17 protein-coding genes are annotated in these 17,281 nt (G+C 73.0%); 5 read left to right on the top strand and 12 right to left on the bottom strand.

Annotation, left to right across the window (positions count from 1 at the left end; translation table 11 throughout):
- Positions 1–59: 59 nt before the first annotated feature.
- Positions 60–1,379 carry a cation:proton antiporter gene (locus ACFLFB_RS01230; protein ID WP_392543887.1) on the bottom strand — a complete coding sequence of 440 codons (1,320 nt, stop codon included), beginning with the start codon at positions 1,377–1,379 and terminating at the stop codon, positions 60–62.
- Positions 1,376–1,930, bottom strand: coding sequence for a DinB family protein (locus ACFLFB_RS01225; protein ID WP_392543886.1), 555 nt, complete (start codon positions 1,928–1,930; stop codon positions 1,376–1,378). Before ACFLFB_RS01225 ends, ACFLFB_RS01230 begins: the two co-directional genes overlap by 4 nt.
- Positions 1,931–1,988: 58 nt before the next feature.
- Here ACFLFB_RS01225 and ACFLFB_RS01220 point away from each other — a divergent pair, with 58 nt between their 5' ends.
- On the top strand, positions 1,989–3,125 hold the full coding sequence (locus ACFLFB_RS01220) for a diacylglycerol/lipid kinase family protein (protein ID WP_392543885.1): 1,137 nt from the start codon (positions 1,989–1,991) through the stop codon (positions 3,123–3,125).
- Here ACFLFB_RS01220 and zwf read toward each other — a convergent pair.
- From zwf to ACFLFB_RS01185, 7 genes are all read right to left on the bottom strand, one after another.
- The gene (gene zwf, locus ACFLFB_RS01215; RefSeq protein ID WP_392543884.1) at positions 3,122–4,552 is read right to left on the bottom strand and encodes a glucose-6-phosphate dehydrogenase; all 1,431 of its coding nucleotides are present in this window, start codon (positions 4,550–4,552) and stop codon (positions 3,122–3,124) included. The two genes, ACFLFB_RS01220 and zwf, sit on opposite strands and share 4 nt — an antisense overlap.
- A gap of 574 nt (positions 4,553–5,126) precedes the next feature.
- Entirely contained in the window at positions 5,127–5,633 is a 507-nt protein-coding gene (locus ACFLFB_RS01210; RefSeq protein ID WP_392543883.1) for an HNH endonuclease, read from the bottom strand.
- A gap of 129 nt (positions 5,634–5,762) precedes the next feature.
- On the bottom strand, positions 5,763–6,224 hold the full coding sequence (locus ACFLFB_RS01205; protein WP_392543882.1) for a hypothetical protein: 462 nt from the start codon (positions 6,222–6,224) through the stop codon (positions 5,763–5,765).
- Positions 6,225–6,292: 68 nt separating this feature from the next.
- Entirely contained in the window at positions 6,293–7,555 is a 1,263-nt protein-coding gene (gene efeB / locus ACFLFB_RS01200) for an iron uptake transporter deferrochelatase/peroxidase subunit (RefSeq protein ID WP_392543881.1), read from the bottom strand.
- A 5-nt stretch (positions 7,556–7,560) separates the two neighbouring features.
- Entirely contained in the window at positions 7,561–8,703 is a 1,143-nt protein-coding gene (gene efeO, locus ACFLFB_RS01195; RefSeq protein ID WP_392543880.1) for an iron uptake system protein EfeO, read from the bottom strand.
- A gap of 29 nt (positions 8,704–8,732) precedes the next feature.
- Positions 8,733–9,599, bottom strand: a complete 867-nt coding sequence (efeU, locus tag ACFLFB_RS01190; protein ID WP_392543879.1) for an iron uptake transporter permease EfeU — start codon at positions 9,597–9,599, stop codon at positions 8,733–8,735.
- Between the two features lie 238 nt (positions 9,600–9,837).
- On the bottom strand, positions 9,838–11,223 hold the full coding sequence (locus tag ACFLFB_RS01185; RefSeq protein ID WP_392543878.1) for an HAD-IB family hydrolase: 1,386 nt from the start codon (positions 11,221–11,223) through the stop codon (positions 9,838–9,840).
- Between the two features lie 43 nt (positions 11,224–11,266).
- On the opposite strand from ACFLFB_RS01185, the gene ACFLFB_RS01180 reads away from it, so the two are divergent.
- From ACFLFB_RS01180 to ACFLFB_RS01165, 4 genes are all read left to right on the top strand, one after another.
- Positions 11,267–12,094: a patatin-like phospholipase family protein gene (locus ACFLFB_RS01180; RefSeq protein WP_392543877.1), complete on the top strand. Its 828-nt coding sequence runs from the start codon at positions 11,267–11,269 to the stop codon at positions 12,092–12,094.
- A complete protein-coding gene (locus tag ACFLFB_RS01175; RefSeq protein WP_392543876.1) occupies positions 12,094–13,212 on the top strand; it encodes a 1-acyl-sn-glycerol-3-phosphate acyltransferase in 1,119 nt (372 codons plus the stop codon). Before ACFLFB_RS01180 ends, ACFLFB_RS01175 begins: the two co-directional genes overlap by 1 nt.
- Entirely contained in the window at positions 13,209–13,751 is a 543-nt protein-coding gene (locus ACFLFB_RS01170; RefSeq protein WP_392543875.1) for an META domain-containing protein, read from the top strand. Before ACFLFB_RS01175 ends, ACFLFB_RS01170 begins: the two co-directional genes overlap by 4 nt.
- Before the next feature lie 121 nt (positions 13,752–13,872).
- Positions 13,873–14,400: a GNAT family N-acetyltransferase gene (locus ACFLFB_RS01165; RefSeq protein ID WP_392543874.1), complete on the top strand. Its 528-nt coding sequence runs from the start codon at positions 13,873–13,875 to the stop codon at positions 14,398–14,400.
- Positions 14,401–14,473: 73 nt separating this feature from the next.
- On the opposite strand, the gene pheA is transcribed toward ACFLFB_RS01165, so the two are convergent.
- The 3 genes from pheA to ACFLFB_RS01150 all read right to left on the bottom strand — a co-directional run bounded on the left by pheA (position 14,474) and on the right by ACFLFB_RS01150 (position 17,213).
- On the bottom strand, positions 14,474–15,406 hold the full coding sequence (pheA, locus tag ACFLFB_RS01160) for a prephenate dehydratase (RefSeq protein ID WP_392543873.1): 933 nt from the start codon (positions 15,404–15,406) through the stop codon (positions 14,474–14,476).
- Positions 15,403–15,834, bottom strand: a complete 432-nt coding sequence (locus tag ACFLFB_RS01155; protein WP_392543872.1) for a DUF4446 family protein — start codon at positions 15,832–15,834, stop codon at positions 15,403–15,405. Before ACFLFB_RS01155 ends, pheA begins: the two co-directional genes overlap by 4 nt.
- A gap of 98 nt (positions 15,835–15,932) precedes the next feature.
- Positions 15,933–17,213 (bottom strand): glycosyltransferase 87 family protein, encoded by a 1,281-nt coding sequence (locus ACFLFB_RS01150; RefSeq protein WP_392543871.1) that lies wholly within the window; start codon positions 17,211–17,213, stop codon positions 15,933–15,935.
- Positions 17,214–17,281 lie beyond the last annotated feature (68 nt).

Here is a 17,281-nt window from a genome sequence, read left to right as displayed (position 1 = left end):
CATTCCACGCCGCGGCGTCGCACGTTCGGGGTCACCTCCCTGCGATCGGCGACCCCGGCTCAGGTGGACTGGCGCTCGGGCTCGCGCCGGACATCCAGGCGGCGCATCACCGGCGTGGCCAGCACCCCGTGCAGCACGACCGACAGCGCCACCGCGAACCCCACGGTCGACCAGAGCCACCGCTCCTCCGGGAAGGTCGCGTGCCCGGCCGCGTAGGCGACGTAGTAGATCGACCCCACGCCGCGGACGCCGAAGAACGCCACCGCCAGGCGCTCCTTCGCGTCCAGCCCCGGAACATCGGAAGCACCACCGTCCGACCGCGCCCCGTGCCCGACGAACGACAGGTACCCCGCCAGCGGCCGGATGACGAGCACCAGCGCCACCCCGACCAGCACCCCCCGCCAGTCCAGGTGGGCCAGCAGCCCGTTCGTGATGGCGAACCCCAGCCCGAGCAGCACGACGAGCGTCAGGAGCGTCTCGAGCCGGTGGATGACGTCGTGCATGTGCCGGTGGTAGTCGTGGTCGCGCTCCCGCGAGCGCACCGTCAGCGCGCACGCGAACACCGCGAGGAACCCGTAGCCCCCCACGAGCTCGGCCGCCCCGTAGGCCACGAGCAGCGCCGCGAGCGCGAGCAGCGGCTCGCCGACCTCGGCCAGCCGCAGCGACCGCGCCGGCGCCCGGAACGCGAGCCGCGCCATCCCCCATCCGATGACGACGCCCGCCACCACCCCGAGCACGACCTTCCCCACGACCTCCCACGCCACCCACCGGGGCAGCCACTCGACCACCGGCCCCATCGACGCCAGGAAGATCGCGAGGTACACCAGCGGGAAGGCCAGCCCGTCGTTGAGCCCGGCCTCGCTCGTCAGCGCGAAGCGGACCTCGTCCTCCTCGTCGATGTCCTCGACGTCGCCCTCCTGGGTCGGTCCGCTCACCTGGACGTCGGACGCCAGCACGGGGTCGGTCGGGGCGAGCGCCGCCCCCAGCAGCACCGCCGCCGGCAGCGCGATCCCCAGCGGACCCCACGCCAGCAGCGCCACCCCGCCCGCGGTCAGCGGCATCCCGATGGCGAGCAGCCGCCACGCCGGCGACCACCCCCGCAGCGAGGCCCGCTCACGCAGCCGCAGCGGCCGGTCGATCGCCAGCCCCACGCCCATCAGGGCCACGAGCACCGTCACCTCGGTGACGTGCTCGACGACGGGGCGCAGCGCCACCGGGTCGAGCGCCACCCCGTCGGCGAGCGGCAGGAGGCCCACGAGCATCCCCGTGGCCACGAGGACGATCGGCGCCGACAGCGCCCAGCGGTGCAGGGCCTGGGGCAGGACTGCGGCGAGGAGCAGTGACCCCCCGAGCAGGAGGTACACCAGCTCGGGCTTCACGGGTGGTCGACCCCCACGTCGTGGAGGTGGTGCGCGAGGTCGTGCAGGCCGTACTGGCCGAGCGTCAGCACGGTGAACTCCGACCCGTTCGAGCGGAAGCCGGGCCGGTCCCACGCGTCGTTGGGTACCGCGGCCCACGACGCGGCCCACGCCCCGGCCGCCGCGCTCAGCTCACCCGCCACCGTCGCGGGGTCCTGTGCGTCGTACCGCTCGGCGACCGCCGTCTCGTCCTGGTCCCAGTTCGCGAACCGCGGCGAGTCGTGCTCGAGCATGAGCCGCAGCCGCTCGTCGAAGAGCCGGCAGACGTCGCGCACGTGGCACGCGTACTCCAGCGGCGACCAGGTGGCGGGCGCCGGGCGCACCGCGGCATCCGGCCGAGCCAGGACAGCCGCCCAGGGGTCGGTGTAGGCCCTGACCTGCCCGGCGATCTCCGCCCCCGCCACCGTGCCCACCGACACCCCGCACTCCGGGCACGGCTCGCGCAGCACCCAGGTCCAGTCCTTGTCGTCCGGCGGCGGCGTCGCCGGGGCGTCCTGCGGCGGGGTGGTCATGCCCCGAAGACTAGACGCGCAGGTCACGTCACCGACCCGTGCGGTACCTTGCACTCTTGTGTCTGATGCGTGGTGGACCTGGGCCGGCGCCGGCCTCGCGGTGGTCCTCGTGGGGGTGGGCCTCTGGCTCCTGCTGTCGTCCCGCGCCGAGGGGCGCCACGCGACCACGCGCCCGACGCGCGACTCCTTCCGCCCCGATGCCGAGGACGTGCCCCCGTTGAAGCGTCTCGCCGTCATCCTCAACCCCACCAAGCTCGAGGGCGACGGGGCCGTGGAGAAGGGCGCCATCACCAAGGTCTGCGTCGAGCAGGGCTGGGACGAGCCGCTCTTCCTCCCCACCGAGGAGCACGACGTCGGCTTCGGCCAGACCCGCCGGGCCCTCGAGGAGCGCGTCGACGTCATCTGCGCGTTCGGCGGCGACGGCACCGTGCGCGCCGTGGCCCAGGAGATGGTCGGCTCCGGCGTCCCGATGGGGCTGCTCCCCGGCGGCACCGGCAACCTCCTCGCCCGCAACCTCGAGCTCCCCACCGACGACCTGGCCCGCGCGGTCGAGGTCGCGATCTCCGGCCGCAACCGGCACGTCGACGTCGGCTGGATGACGCTCGACCCGTACGAGGCCCACCTCGAGGAGCACGTCGGCGAGGGCGCCTCGGAGGGGCAGCGCCGCCACGCATTCCTCGTGATGGCGGGGCTCGGGCTCGACGCCGCGATCATGAGCGAGACCTCCGAGGAGCTCAAGGCCCGCATCGGCTGGACCGCCTACGTCCCCGCCGGCCTGAAGAACCTCCTCGTCGAGCGGTTCAAGGCGCGCCTCATCATCGACGACGGCGCCCCGATGGAGCTGCGCGCCCGCACGATCCTCGTCGGCAACTGCGGCAAGCTCACGGGCGGCATCAACCTCATGCCCGACGCCGAGCCCGATGACGGCACGCTCGACATCGTCGTCATCTCGCCGCGCGGGATCGCGGCGTGGGCGTCGGTCATCGCGCGGGTCGTGGCCAAGAGCGACCGCACGACCAAGACGCTCGACCGCTTCCGCTGCCAGAAGGCCACGGTGCACGTCGACCACGCCCAGCAGGTCGAGCTCGACGGCGACATCATCGGCGAGGCGCGTCACCTCGAGGTCGAGGTGCAGCCGCGCGCGCTCATCGTGCGCACCGAGAGCGGCCGCAGCACCAGCGCCCCTTCGGCCTAGAACTTGCGTTCGCGCCAGGCCCGTTCGAAGGGCAGGCGCCAGGTGAACGGCGAGACGAGCTGGTGGATCTGGTTCGGGCCCCACGTGCCCTGGGCGTACGGCCGCACGTTCGGCGGGTTCTCGAGCAGCGGCTGGCTGATCTCCCACAGCCGCTCGATGCCGGACGCCGAGGTGAACAGCGTGCGGTCGCCGCGCGCGGCGTCGTAGATGAGCCGCTCGTAGGCCTCGAGGACGGCGCCCGCCCAGGAGGTCTCCTGCATCGAGAACTGCATCGACAGCTTGTCGAGCCGGAAGCCCGGGCCGGGCCGCTTCCCGTAGAACGACAACGACATCCGTGACTTGTCGGCGAGGTCGAAGGTCAGGTGGTCGGGGCCGTTGTCGCCGACGCCCGAGCCCGGCGGGAACATCGACTGCGGGGGCTCCTTGAAGGCGATGGAGATGATGCGCGCCCCCTCGGCCATCCGCTTGCCGGTGCGCAGGTAGAACGGCACGCCGGCCCAGCGCCAGTTGTCGACGTAGCACTTCAGCGCGACGAACGTCTCGGTCTCGGAGTCCGGTGCCACCCCCGGCTCGTCGTGGTAGCCGGAGTACTGGCCGCGCACGACGTCGGTGGGCTGGATCGGCTGCATCGAGCGGAAGACCTTGTTCTTCTCGCGGCTGATGGCGGCCGGCTCGAGCGACGTCGGCGGCTCCATCGCGGTGAACGCGAGGATCTGGAACAGGTGGGTGACGACCATGTCGCGGTAGGCACCGGTGGCCTCGTAGAAGTCGCCGCGCTGGGTGAGGCCGAGGGTCTCGGGGACGTCGATCTCGATGTGGGAGATGTTGTTCCGGTGCCAGATCGGCTCGAACAGGCCGTTGGCGAAGCGGAACGCGAGGATGTTCTGCGCCGCCTCCTTGCCGAGGAAGTGGTCGATCCGGAAGATCTGGTCCTCGTCGAAGACGGAGTGCAGCTGGGCGTTGAGCTTGACGGCGGAGGCGTAGTCGGTGCCGAACGGCTTCTCCATCACCACCCGGCTGCGCTCGACGAGACCCGCCTCGGCGATGACCTGCACCGCCGCGAGCGCCGCCCTGGGCGGGACCGAGAGGTAGTGCAGCCGCTGGTCGACGTCGCCGGGCAGGAGCTCCTCGGCCCGGCGGACGGCGTCGCCGAGCGCCTGCGGGCCGGCCGACATAGGGACGAAGTCGAGGCGCTGGGCGAACTCGTGCCAGGCCTCGTCGGTGAGCTCGCGGGTGCTGTGCTCGGCGATGGCCGTGTGCGCGAGGTCGCGGAAGGCGTCGGGGCTGAGGTCGTCGAGCGAGGTCCCCACGACGCGCATGTCGTCGACGAGTCCCGACTGGAACAGGTGCAGCAGCCCGGGGATGAGCTTGCGCTTGGCGAGGTCACCGGTGGCGCCGAACAGGACGACGGTGGTGGGCGCAGTCATGGGGCAACCTTGGCCCCGACCGGCGCCGTTGCGCTAGCCCCCGTTCCCGTGGTGGGCGTTGTCGAACCCTGTGCGGCAGTGGCGTCCTGGGGTCGTCGGGTCGGCACCGCCGGACCGCGTCGGTGCGGCAATGGCCCGGTCGAGGCATTGACCGCGCGCAGGTCGGGACGCGACCCCTCGACGGAGGGGACCGCCGACCGAGAGGACTCGTGATGAAGGCACCCACCCCCACCGCCGGCCCGCGCCGCAGCCTCGTGGCCGCAGCGACGGGCGCGGCGACCGCCCTGGCGCTCCTGACACCCCAGCCCACCGCGGCAGGCCAGGAGGCGGCTGCGGCACCCTCGGCTTCCGCGGCCAGGGGCGCCCTCCAGGCCCGGCCGGACACGGTGGACTTCAAGTCCAAGCGGGTCGGCACCGAGAACTACAAGCGGACGAGGATCACGAACACCGCGGGGACCGACCTCGTCGTCCTCGTCACCGGAGGGCTGCCCGACGACTTCGGGTTCGGCCTGATGCCCGGCCAGACGTGCCCGGTGTTCTCCCCGGGGGAGGTCCTCGGCGCAGGTGCCAGCTGCTACGCGGTCGTCCGGTTCTCGCCCACGCAGGGCTTCATCGGCTGGCACGCCGTCGGCGAGCTCATCGCGACTGCGGCCGACCCGACGACCTCGACGGTGGTCGACACGCTCTCCATCCCGGTGCTGGGGACCGCCGTGCCGTGACCACCGGCATCGAGCGACTGCACTGACCGGAGGGCGAGGCGCACCTCGTACTGGCGGACGAGGAAGGCCTTCTCGTCCAGCCGCTTTCGCCGCATCCAGGCCGTCACCTCGTCGTTGCACTTGCTCGCGTTGCAGGCGGCGCAGGCGGGCACGACGTTCTCGAGCGTGTACCGACCACCGCGCGAGATCGGCAGCACGCAGTCCTTCTGGAGGGCGCGGTCGGAGGCGCCGCAGTAGGCGCAGCCGCCCCACGCGTCGGTGAGGGCGGCCCACTGCGGTGCGGTGAGGTCGTGCTCGACGCGCGCCATCCGCTTCGAGCGCTTGCGCGCCGCCCGCGTCCTCCGACTGCCACCCGTCGCCACGTCCTCAGGCTAGGTGCGCGGGAGGCCGGGGCCGCGGACGTCACCACCCATGGCGCAGAAGTCCGCGGATGGCGCAGGTACACCCCGGTCCGATGGCGACAACCGCGTCATCGGTGGGACAACGCGCCGTCAGTAGTGCGCGAGGACCTGGTACACCGGGTGGCCCAGGACCTTCTCGACCTGCTGCAGCTGCTCGACCGTGAGCCAGGACTGCGAGGGGCCGCGCGCGCTCACCTCGAACCGCGCGAACCCGATCGGCCAGTCGAACCGCAGGGACGTGATGGGGACGACGGCACCGCAGCAGGGCACCCAGACGTCCAGCCGGTCGAGGCCGTCGGGGTGGCGCTCGATGAAGTCCATGAGGAACGACTCGTCGCTGACGAACCTGCACGCCGAGCACACCATCGAGGAGGTGTTCACCCCGGCGTCGATGATCGTCACGCGGTCGTAGTGGTCGACGCCGACCTCGTCGACGGTGCCGCCGCCGCTCGTCAGCAGCTCCTCGACCAGGTGCGCGGCCGCGCCGGCCGCCTCGGGGGCAGGCTGCCACCACGGGTCGCTCGGGATGACCCTCAGGTAGTTCTCGCTCACGAACACACAGGATGCCGAGGACGGCCCGGTCGTGCAGCAGGAACGGCGAAACCGCAGGTGGACGCCACTCAGGCGAAGAGCTGGGTGCCCCAGTCGGCGCCCTGGGCGAGCCCGGGCGGGCAGGCGAACAGGGCCGAGCCGGTGTGCTCGATGTACTCGTTGAGGACGTCGGACTTCGCCAGCGCCCGCTGCATCGGGACGAACTGCCGGTGGGCGTCGCGCACGAACGCGAGGAAGAACAGGCCCGCGTCGAGATGGCCCTGGCCGTCGCTGCCGTCGGTGAAGTTGTAGCCGCGGCGCAGGATCCGCACGCCGTCGAGGTTCGAGTGGTGCGCGAGCCGCACGTGCGAGTCGACGGGGATGGCCGGCTCGCTGTCGAGGCCCTTGGCGGCGAAGTCCGGCTCGTCGAACTCGGCCTTGCGCCCGAGCGGGGCGCCGACCTTCTTGTCGCGGCCGATCGTCTGCTCCTGGTCGGCGAGCGGGCTGCGGTCCCACACCTCGATGTGCATCCGGATCCGGCGGGCGACGAGGTACGAGCCCCCCGCCATCCATGCGGCGCCGGCGGGCACGTCGGACGGCGCGACCCACACGTGCTGGTCGAGCGCGGCGGTGTCCTCGGCCTTGATGTTGGCCGTCCCGTCCTTGAAGCCGAACAGGTTGCGGGGCGTCTTCTGGGCCTGCGTCGTCGAGGAGGTGCGCCCGAAGCCGAGCTGGCTCCAGCGGACCGAGACGATGCCGAAGCCCATCCGGATGAGGTTGCGCACCGCGTGCACCGCGACCTGGGGGTCGTCGGCGCAGGCCTGGATGCAGAGGTCGCCGCCGGACTTGGCCGGGTCGAGGTCGTCGCCCGCGAAGGCGGGGAGCTCGCGCAGCGCCTCGGGGCGCCGGTCGGCCAGCCCGAACCGCTCGTCGAACAGCGACGGGCCGTAGCCGATGGTCACCGTGAGGTGGCCCGGCGCGAGGTCGAGCGCCTCACCGGTGTCCTCGGGCACCTTCCACTGACCCCCGCCGACGGCGCCCACGGGGGTCGCCTCGGCGCCGGCCGTCATCCGCTCGGCCGCGCGGGTCCAGCGGGTGAGGAGGTCGCGCAGCTCGTCGGGGTCGTCGGTGATGACGTCGAGGGCCACGAAGTGCAACCGGTCCTGGGCGGCCGTGGTGATGCCGGCCTGCCGCGACCCGCGGAAGGCCACGACGCCGGCATCCGGCGTGGTGGCCGCGGCCGTGGACCCGTCGGTGGCGGCGTGGGCGGCCCAGCCGAGCCCGGCGGCGACACCGGCGGCAGCGGCGCCCGCGCCCCCGAGGAGGACGGAACGGCGGGTGGAGGCGGTCACCGGCCTCACCCCTCGGCGACCACGCCGGCGACGGTGGACACCGGCTGGGCGAAGGCGTCGAGCGCCTCGGTGAGCGCCTTGACATCGGCGGGCGTCAGGTCGGTGTAGAGGACGAAGCCGTCACCCTCGCGGTGCTTCTCGATGAGCGCGGCGAGGGCCGTGCCACGGGTGTCGATGGCCTCGACGAGGTCCGGGTCGGCCTCCTTGAGGAAGGGGCGCAGCGCCTGGATCGCGGCCTTGGACCCCTCGAAGTTCGCCTCGAAGTCCCAGAGGTCGGTGTGGCTGTACCGCTCCTCCTCGCCGGTGATCTTGCCGGTGGCCATCTCGTCGAGGAGGGCCTTCGAGCCGTTGGCCAGCTGCAGCGGGTTCAGCTCGACCGCCTTCGCCTTGGCCACGAGCTCGGTGACGTCGACGAGGAGCTTGTCGGCGATCTTCCCCGAGTCGGGCTGGAGGCCCTTCTCCCAGAGGTCCTGCTCGAGGCGGTGGTAGCCGGTGAACTCCATGCCCTCGTCGACGACCTCGGCGCGGCCGTCGATCATCGGGTCGAGGTCACCGAAGGACTCGGCCACGGGCTCGATGCGCTCCCAGTACGAGCGCGCGGTGGGGTACAGCGCCTTGGCCTCGTCGACCTTGCCGGCCTTGACGAGCGCGACGAACTTCGTGGTCTCGGCGAGGAAGGCGTCGGACTGGCTGGCGACGTAGCGCTGGTACTCGGCCGTGGCGGCGGCGAGGCGCTGGTCGTCGGACTTGGCGGCGGCCGACTGGCCCGTGACGGTGAAGGGGGCGCGGATGCCGTCGCCGACCATCCCCGGCTTGCAGGCGGTCTGGTACGCGCCCGGCTCGGCGAGCTCGACGATGAAGCTGCGGGTGAGGCCGGGGCTGATGTTCTCGACCTCGCCCATGATCCGGTCGCCCTCGGCGTAGACGTAGAACTCGTTGACCTTGCTCCCCGTGTTGCTCACGGTGAAGGACACCTTGCCGGCGGGGGCCTCGGCGCGCGACACGGTGCACTCGGAGTCGGTGGCGGACACCGTGATCGGGCCCTTCCCACCGGCCGTGGAGGCGGCCTCCTTGGCGGTGCACCCGGTGAGCAGCAGGGTGGCAGGGAGGGCGAGAGCCGCGGCGAGCGCGAGCGGTCGGGGGGTCACAGTCGTTCTCCTGGAGCGGGTTTCGGGGTTCAGGCCGCGGTGGGGCGGGCCGGTGCAGAGGTCGCGCCCGAGGTCACGGCGGCCGTGGCGGCCGGGCGTGCGGGGCGGAGGAAGAGGTAGAGGACGGTCACGACGTACGCGACCCAGACCACGGCCTGCAGCACGGTCGTCTGCGGGGTGAAGTTGAGGGTGCCCTTGAGCAGGACGGCGTACCAGGACGTGGGGTCGACGACCGAGGAGACGTCGAACGCGAGGGTGCCGAGGCCCGGGAGGAAGCGCGCCTCCTGGAGGTCGTGGACGCCGTACGACAGGATCCCGCCGGCGACGAGGACGAGCCCGACACCGGTCCAGCGGAAGAACCTCGACAGGTTGATCTTCAGCACGCCGCGGTACATCAGGTAGCCCAGGACGATCGCCCCGGCGAAGCCGACGAGCCAACCGACGAGAGGGAGGTTGTTGCCCGCCCCGGCCGCCTGCGCGGTGGCGTAGAAGAAGATCGCGGTCTCCAGGCCCTCGCGGCCGACGCCGAGGAACCCGACGAGGGCGATGGCGAGCGGGCCGAGCTCGAGCGCGCGGTCGAGGCGGCCCTTGAGCTCGCCGGAGATGGTGCGGGCGGCGCCCTTCATCCAGAAGACCATGGCGGTGACGAAGCCGACGGCGATGATGCTGGCCGTGCCGCCGATGAGCTCCTGGGCCTCGAAGGTCAGCTGCCGGGTGCCGTAGGTGAGCAGCGCGCCGATCGCCACGGACAGGGCGATGGCCGAGCCGACCCCGAGCCACACGTAGCGGCTCGCCCAGCCGCGGCCGGTCTTGGTGAGGAAGGCGAGCAGGATGACGACGACGAGGGCGGCCTCGAGGCCTTCCCGCAGCCCGATGAGGGCATTGCTGGCGAACATCCGACGCTTCACTCCGTCCGTACCGACCGTGCTGGGTTAGGGCAACCTCACTGAGGTAAGCCTAAGTCACGGGCCCGCGTCAAATCCCGCGGCGCGGCATGAGCACCGCCACACAGGGAGGTCACATCGGCCCCACAGCGACCGGTGCGGCGCGGCCTCATCGGGAGGGCGCCGAACCTCCGGGAGGCCGCCCGGTGTCGGGCGCCACCGCGGAGGTTCGGTGGCCGGGGACCCCTCTTCAGCGACCGGGGGTCGCGAGCCGGATCTCGTCCTCGGTGGGCTCGCGCTCCTCGCGGGCCTCAGGCGGCAGGCAGTCGACGATGGCGGCCATGATCCGGCGGGTGTCGGCGGCCGCCGAGCGCGGGCCGAGCGTGAGCCCCTCCACCGCCGGACCCACCCGCACCCGCACGGTCGGCGGGTCGGTGAGGTTGAGCACCCGCGGCACCGGCGACGAGCGCGGCCACACGTGCTCGGAGCCCCACACCCCGAACGGGATGACGGGGGCGCCGGTGATGGCGGCCAGCCGCGCCGCGCCCGTGCGCCCCTTGAGCACCGGGTCGTAGAAGGCCCGGCCGCGCGGGATCGTCCCCTGGGGGAGGAGGCAGACCATCTCGCCACCCTCGAGCGCGAGGACCGCCTGCTCGAACGACTCGGTGCCGCCCTTGGTGCGGTCGACCGCGATGCCGCCGAGCGCCGTCGCGAGCGCCCCGACGACGGGGACGTCGAAGAGCTCCTTCTTCGCGAGGATCCGGCCGGTGCGACCGGTGGGCCGCATCATCTGGATCATCGCCGGGATGTCGAAGTACGAGCGGTGGTTGCCGACGAGGATGGCCGGCCCGGTGCGCGGGATGTTCTGCGTGCCGCCGACGTCGAAGCGCGCGTAGGGCGTCGCGAACGACGGCATCGAGAGGAACAGCAGCCGCTGCAGCTCGACCCCGATGACCGGCACCTTGAGCACCCCCGGGGAGACGTCGAAGTGGACGATGGGCCAGCCGCGCGCCACCGCGTAGACCGACAGGCGCGGGTCGGGGTTGACCGCCGAGGGGTGGCCGACGGCGCTGAGCAGTGGCAGGTCGTAGATCGAGTCGGAGTAGGCGAACGAGTCCTCGAGGTCGATGTCGTTCTCGGTGGCCCACTCGCGCACCGCGGCCAGCTTGCCCCGTGACCACACGAATCGCCCTGCGAGAGAACCGTCGAAGCGCCCGTCCTCGGTGAGGTTGTAGCGGGTGGCGATGACGTGGTCGATGCCGAGGCGCTCGGCCAGCGGCCGGATCAGGTGGTACGGCGTGGTGGTGGCGAGGACGACCGGTCGCCCGGCGGCCTTGTGCTGCTCGATGAGCGTGAGCGCGAACGGGTGGATGACCGCGGCGATGGCCTCGGCCGCCTGGAGGGCCGCCTCGTCGAAGGAGGCGCCGTCACGACCGCGCGCGACGAGGGTCGCCTGGCGGGCCAGGATGATCGAGGGGAGGTTCTCGCCGAGGGTGTCGAACAGCCCGTAGAGGTACTTCTCACCGGGCAGCTTGCGCGTGACGACGCCGAGGTCGTACATCGCCCGCGACAGCAGGGGACCCGTGCCTCCCTGCAGCAGCGTGCGGTCGAGGTCGAAGATCGCCGCGCCGCCCATGGACGCAGGCTACCGGCGCGGGGCCACCCCTACGCTGGGGCCCATGCCGCGCGACGAGCTGACCGCCTACGTCCTCGGCGGCGGGGGGGTCCTGGGGTCGACCCAGGTGGGGATGGTGCGGGCCCTCGCCGAGGCGGGCGTCCGGCCCGACCTCGTGCTGGGAACGAGCATCGGTGCGCTCAACGGCGCCTTCGTCGCGGCCGACCCCGGGGTGGAGGGGGCGGCGCGGCTCGCCGAGGTGTGGGAGGCGGTCGTGCGCGACGGCGTCTTCCTCGAGAACCCGGTGCGCCAGGCCGCGCGGGTCGCGAAGTACCGCACCCACCTGCTGTCGAACGCCCCGCTGCGCCACGTCATCGGGCAGTACCTGCCGGTGTCGACGTTCGACGGGCTCGAGGTGCCGTTCCAGTGCGTCGCCGCGTGCATCGAGGACGCGGGCGGCCACTGGTTCTCCGAGGGCGAGGTCACCGACCCGGTCGTGGCGTCGTGCTCGGTGCCGGGGCTGTTCCCGCCGGTCGTCATCGACGGGCGCCACTACCTCGACGGCGGGCTGGTCCACTCCATCCCGGTCGGGCGGGCGCTGGCCCTGGGCGCGACGCGGATCTACGTGCTGCAGGTGGGGCGGATCGAGCAGCCCCTCACCGTGCCGCGGACGCCGTGGGAGGTGGGCATGGTCGCGTTCGAGATCGGCCGCCGGCACCGCTTCGTCCACGAGATGGAGACCGTCCCCGACGACGTCGAGCTGCACGTCCTGCCCAGCGGCACCACCGACGCCCCCAACATCTCGATCTCCCGCGCCCGCGCCGCCCGGATGCGCGAGCGGATGGACCACGCGCACACCGCGACCCGCGACTACCTCGAGGGAGTGCTCTGATGGGCGCCCGCAGCATCCCCCCACCGCCGCCGATGGTGCGGCGTGCCATGCACGTGCTCTACCCCGTGCTGGCGGTGGTGCTCACCGGGCTGATGGCGCCGGTCGTCGTCGTGGGGGCGTTCCTCGTCGCGGTCGACCGCAAGGGACGGCTGTTCCGGGCGTCGTGCGCGGCGATCCTCCTGCTGTGGGTCGACATCCGGATGCTCGTGGGCTGCTGGGCGCTGTCGTCGCGGCACCCCGACCGCTCGGCCCCCGAGTGGCGCGGCGCGCACGAGCGGCTGCTGTCGACCTTCCTCGACTCGCTGATGTTCTACGCGCGGCGGTGGCTCGGGTTCGAGGTGAGGCTCACCGACCGGATGCACTTCGGGGCCGAGGGCAAGCCGCTCATCGCGTTGGCGCGGCACGCGGGGCCGTTCAACTCGCTGGCCGTCGCGTGGCTGCTGGCGCGCACGGCCGGGCGGCTGCCGCGCATCGTCCTCGCCGAGTCGCTGCGGTGGGACCCGGGCCTGGACACGATCCTCACCCGGCTCGGGGCGTTCTTCGTGCCGGCGTCCTCGGGCGCGGGTGGCGACCGGCTCGAGGGGGTGCGGCGGATGGCGTCGTCGCTCGAGCCCGACGACGTCTTCCTCATCTTCCCCGAGGGCCAGAACTGGACCCCGTCGCGGCGGGCCAAGATCATCGCCCGGCTGCGCTCGCGCGGTGACGAGGCCCGGGCGCGCACGGCCGAGGGGCTGCGCCACGTCCTCCCGCCGATGACGCGGGGCGCGTGGGCGGCCCGGTCGTCGCGACCCGACGCCGACGTCATGGTCATCGCCCACGCCGGGCTGGGGCACCTGTCGACGCCGCGGCTGGTGTGGGCGGCGCTGCCGTTCACCGACCGGCCGTTCCTCGTGAAGACGTGGACGTACGCGGCGGCCGACGTGCCCGACGACGCCGACGCCTTCTCGGCCTGGCTCGACGCCCGCTGGGCCGAGGTCGACGCCTGGGTCGCCGCCAACGCCGCCCCCTGGCCCGAGGGCCACGAGCCGCCTGGGGAGGGGATCGCGGGAACCGGAGCGGGCGGTGGTGCATCCGAGCAGGCGGACACCTCCACCCGAGCCGACAGGGGACCGCGATGACGCACCCGACGACCACCCCTCCGGCCGCGCCGGACTCGCCGCGAACCACCCGGCTGTCGACGGTGGTGGCAGTCGTCGCGGTGCTCGCCGTCGTGGCGGTGGTCGCGGTGGGGGTGGTCATCGCGTCGACCGTGCTCGGTGGGCGGTCCGACAACGCGAACGGGTCGGTGCCGGTGGAGGACGTGGCCGAGCTCGCGGGGTCGTGGCGGGTGGTGAACTCGGTGGGGGCGCCGGCCGCGGTCGTCGGCGAGGTGCGGCTGCGGTTCGAGGACGACCGGCTGGCCGTGGAGACGGGGTGCAACGTGGGCAGCGGGACGGTGGAGGTCGACGACTCACACCTCGTCGTGGGTCCGCTGATGTCGACGATGATGGGCTGCGAGCCGCCGCTGATGGAGCAGGAGACGTGGCTGTTCGCGATGGCCGCGGCCCGCCCGAAGGTCGAGCTGTCCGGTCCCTACCTCTACATCAACTGGGTCGACCCGCAGGGCGCCCAGCGGTGGCTCGGCCTCGAGCACGAGTCCGCCGAGCCCACGTCCTGAGGCTGCGCCCCTTCACCTCCGACTGATGGCGATCCACCCACCTGAAACCGCCTCTGGAGGGCCTGCGCAGGTGGGTGGCCCGCAATGAGTCGGGAGTCTTGTGCGCGTACGGTCGGGCGGCATGACGCTCCTCCTCGATGACGGCACCATCGGGCTGCGGCCCCTCGTCATCGACGACACGGCCGCGCACCTCGCCGGCTGCGACGTCCTCATCAACGAGCGGCTCGGCGGCGGTGAACCGCCCCGCGAGGCCGACGTGGCGCAGTGGCTCGTCGGCAACGCGCAGGCGTGGGAGGAAGCGGGCGAGGTCGTGGACCTCGGCGTCGTGGACGTGGCGTCGGGCGAGCTGGCCGGCTGCGTCGGCATCCAGCGGGGACTGGACTACCTGCGCGACGGGCAGGTCAACCTCACCTACGCGCTCTACCCCGGATGGCGCGGGCGCGGGTACGCCGTGCGGGCCGTCCGGCTGGCGACGCGCCTCGAGCTCGCTCGGCGCGAGGTGGCGGCGTTCGTCATCCGAGCCGCGCCGGACAACCCGGAGTCGATCGCCGTGGCGCGGCGCGCGGGCTTCGAGCCGGCCGGCACGACCGACGACGCCCACGGCCTCCTCGAGTGGTTCACCCAGCTCCCCCCGACCAACCGCGACTGATGGCGCTGGGTGAACGCGCACACCGGCGTGTCGCGTTCACCGAGCGCAATGAGTTGCGAGGGGTGGGGGTGGGTCAGGAGCGGCCGGTGCGAATGGCCTCGAGCCAGGACCGGGCGGCGGTGAAGTCGGCGTCGCCGGTGAGGGGTGCGATGCTCGCCTGCTGGCGGTCGGCGCGGGCGTAGGAGCCGAGGAAGCGGACCTCGGCGCAGATCCGCTTCAGCCCCATGAGGGCCTCGCCGATGCGCTCGTCGAGGACGTGGCCCTCGAGGTCGATGGAGAAGCAGTACGAGCCCATCGAGGCCTTGGTGGGGCGCGACTCGAGCCGGGTCATGTTGATGCCGCGGGCGGCGAACTGCTCGAGGAGGTCGAGGAGGCCGCCCGCGTGGTCGTCGCGCTGGAAGAGCACGACGGTGGTCTTGTCGGCGCCGGTGGGCTCGGGCAGCGTCCCGGGCCGGGCGACGAGGACGAAGCGGGTGACCGCCGTGCTCATGTCCCCGATGCCGTCGGCGAGCACCTCGAGGCCGTGCAGCCGGGCTGCGGCAGGCGCGCACACCGCGGCGTCGTAGGGCTGGCCACCGCGCTCGAGCCCCTCGGCGGCCGCCGCGGTCGACAGCGTCGGGACGTACGCCGCGGACGGGAGGTGCGCCCCCATCCATCCGCGCACCTGGGCCCACGCGTGCGAGTGGGTGCCGACGGCGCGGACATCGTCGAGCCCCACCCCGGCGCGGGCCGCGAGGACGAAGGTGATGGGGACGAGGACCTCGCCGGTGACGACGAGGGGCTCACCGCTGGCGAGGGCGTCGAGCGTGGCCGAGACCCCGCCCTCCACCGAGTTCTCGATGGGGACCATCGCGCCGTCGATCGCCCCGGCGCGCAGGGCGGCGAGGGCGGCGTCGACCGAGCCGAATGGCTCACGGGAGGCGCCGGCGGCGGAGGCGGGCGCCCAGCCGTCGAGCGCCATCGAGGTGAACGTCCCCTCGGGGCCGAGGAAGCCGAAACGGGTCACGAGGACTCCTCACCGGTGCGGGCGGCCGCGAGGGCCTGCTGCTCCTCGGGGGTCAGGGTGGCGTCGGACCTGCCGCCGACGACGCCCTTGGCGTAGGTGCGCGACTCGGTGCGCGCGTGGATCGAGCTGAAGACGAGCCCGTCGCCGCGGTCGTCGACCACGGCGGCGCTGAAGCTGAGCCGCCCGCCCATGTCGCCGAACGCGTCGTAGCGGACGACCGCCACGTGGCGCAGCGCCTGGCCGAGGTCGGCGCGCAGGGCGGCGAGGTCGGCGTCGCCTGCGGGCCGGTGCTGCTCGAGCGCGTGCACCCGGCGCCGGAGCTCGGCACTGCGCCGGAGCAGGACGACCACGGCCACCACCGACCCCACGACGAGCAGGAGCGGCACGGCCAGGGCCAGCAGCTCGAGCGGGTTGGGCGCCAGGGACATGCGCCTCAGGCTAGGCGGTCGTCATCGTCCACCGCCCCGGCATTCCACCGCGCCGCCCGTCGGGTCGAGATGGAACCCGACGCTGCGGCGGTAGCGGATCACCTCGACCCGCGGGCCACCTCATCCGTTCGAGGTGAAACCCCACCCTCAGCCGGTCGGGTTTCACCTCGACCCGGCGGGGCCACCACCCCACGCCCGACCCACCACAGCAGGTACAGCGCCGCCAGGCCCCCGGCGACGTCGGCGTTCTGGAGGATGCGGGCCGGCAGCTCGGGCCAGTCGCGGTGCGCGAGCCAGTCGATGCCCCACCAGGGCAGCCGCAGGGTGAAGAACACCGTGACGAACAGCGCCGCCCACAGCCGGAACCGCTCGCGCAGCGGGTCGGCCCCCAGCAGCGCGAAGATCCCGACGACGAGCCAGTGGTAGTGGTGGATCCACGCCACGGGCGACAGCAGGCACGCCATCAGGCCGACCACCGCGACCTCGCCGATGGAGTCGCCCTCGAGGTAGCGGCGCCGCGCCAGCCAGAACCCGAACCCGCCCACCGCCGCCACGAGGACCAGCCACAGCGCCGTCCCCGGCAGGCCCTCGGGCCCCAGCCGCAGGAGGAAGCCGCGGATCGACTGGTTCGCGGTGCCGGCGTTGGGCCCGAGACGCGCGGGGTCCTGCAGCGCGCCGCCCCAGAACGCGAACGACGCCTGCGGCAGCAGCACCCACGAACCGACCGTCACGCCCACGGCGGTCCCGACGGCCGTCGCCGCCTCCTTCCAGCGCCGCGTCACGAGGAAGTGGACGACGAACACGCCCGGCGTCAGCTTCACCGCCATCGCCAGCCCCACGAGCACCCCCCGCGGCACCCGCGACAGCACCCCCGGACGCGGCTCGCGCAGGTCCATGAGGCACAGCAGCACGATGAACGCGTTGACCTGCCCGAACCGGATGCCGTCGCCGACCGGGTGCAGCCACAGCATCGGCGCGGTGAGGGCGGCGAGCGCGAGCGGCATCCAGGCACCGGTGCGGTGGATGAGGCGGTACCCGGCGTACCAGACCGTGGCGGTGGTGGCGAGGACCTGCAGCGCCGTCCACAGCCACCCGACGACGCCGAACGGCAGGAACGCCAGCGGGATGGCGACGATCGCCGCGAACGGCGGGTAGGTGAAGGCCAGGAGCTGGGGCGGCTCGGTCATGGCCGCGTAGACGGGCCGCCCGTTGAGGATGGAGACGCCCGCCTCGCGGTAGACCTCGACGTCGATCTGCCACTGGTCGAGCGGCCAGAAGACGAGGTAGCGCAGCACCGCCGGCAGGGCCGCGAGGACGACGACGGCCACGGCGAGCGGCCACCGGTACCGGAGGACGCGCTGGGTCGTGGGGCTGCTCACCGGCCCATTGTCCCGGTCGCCGCCCCGGCCCAGGCACCGGGCCGACACGTGGGTCTCGGGTCCGGGAC

Origin of the sequence: Oryzobacter telluris (assembly GCF_043099285.1) — a bacterium.
Classification (GTDB): domain Bacteria; phylum Actinomycetota; class Actinomycetes; order Actinomycetales; family Dermatophilaceae; genus Oryzobacter; species Oryzobacter telluris.
Note: the sequence above shows the minus strand (reverse complement) of the source record. Positions and strands in the feature narration are given on the sequence as shown.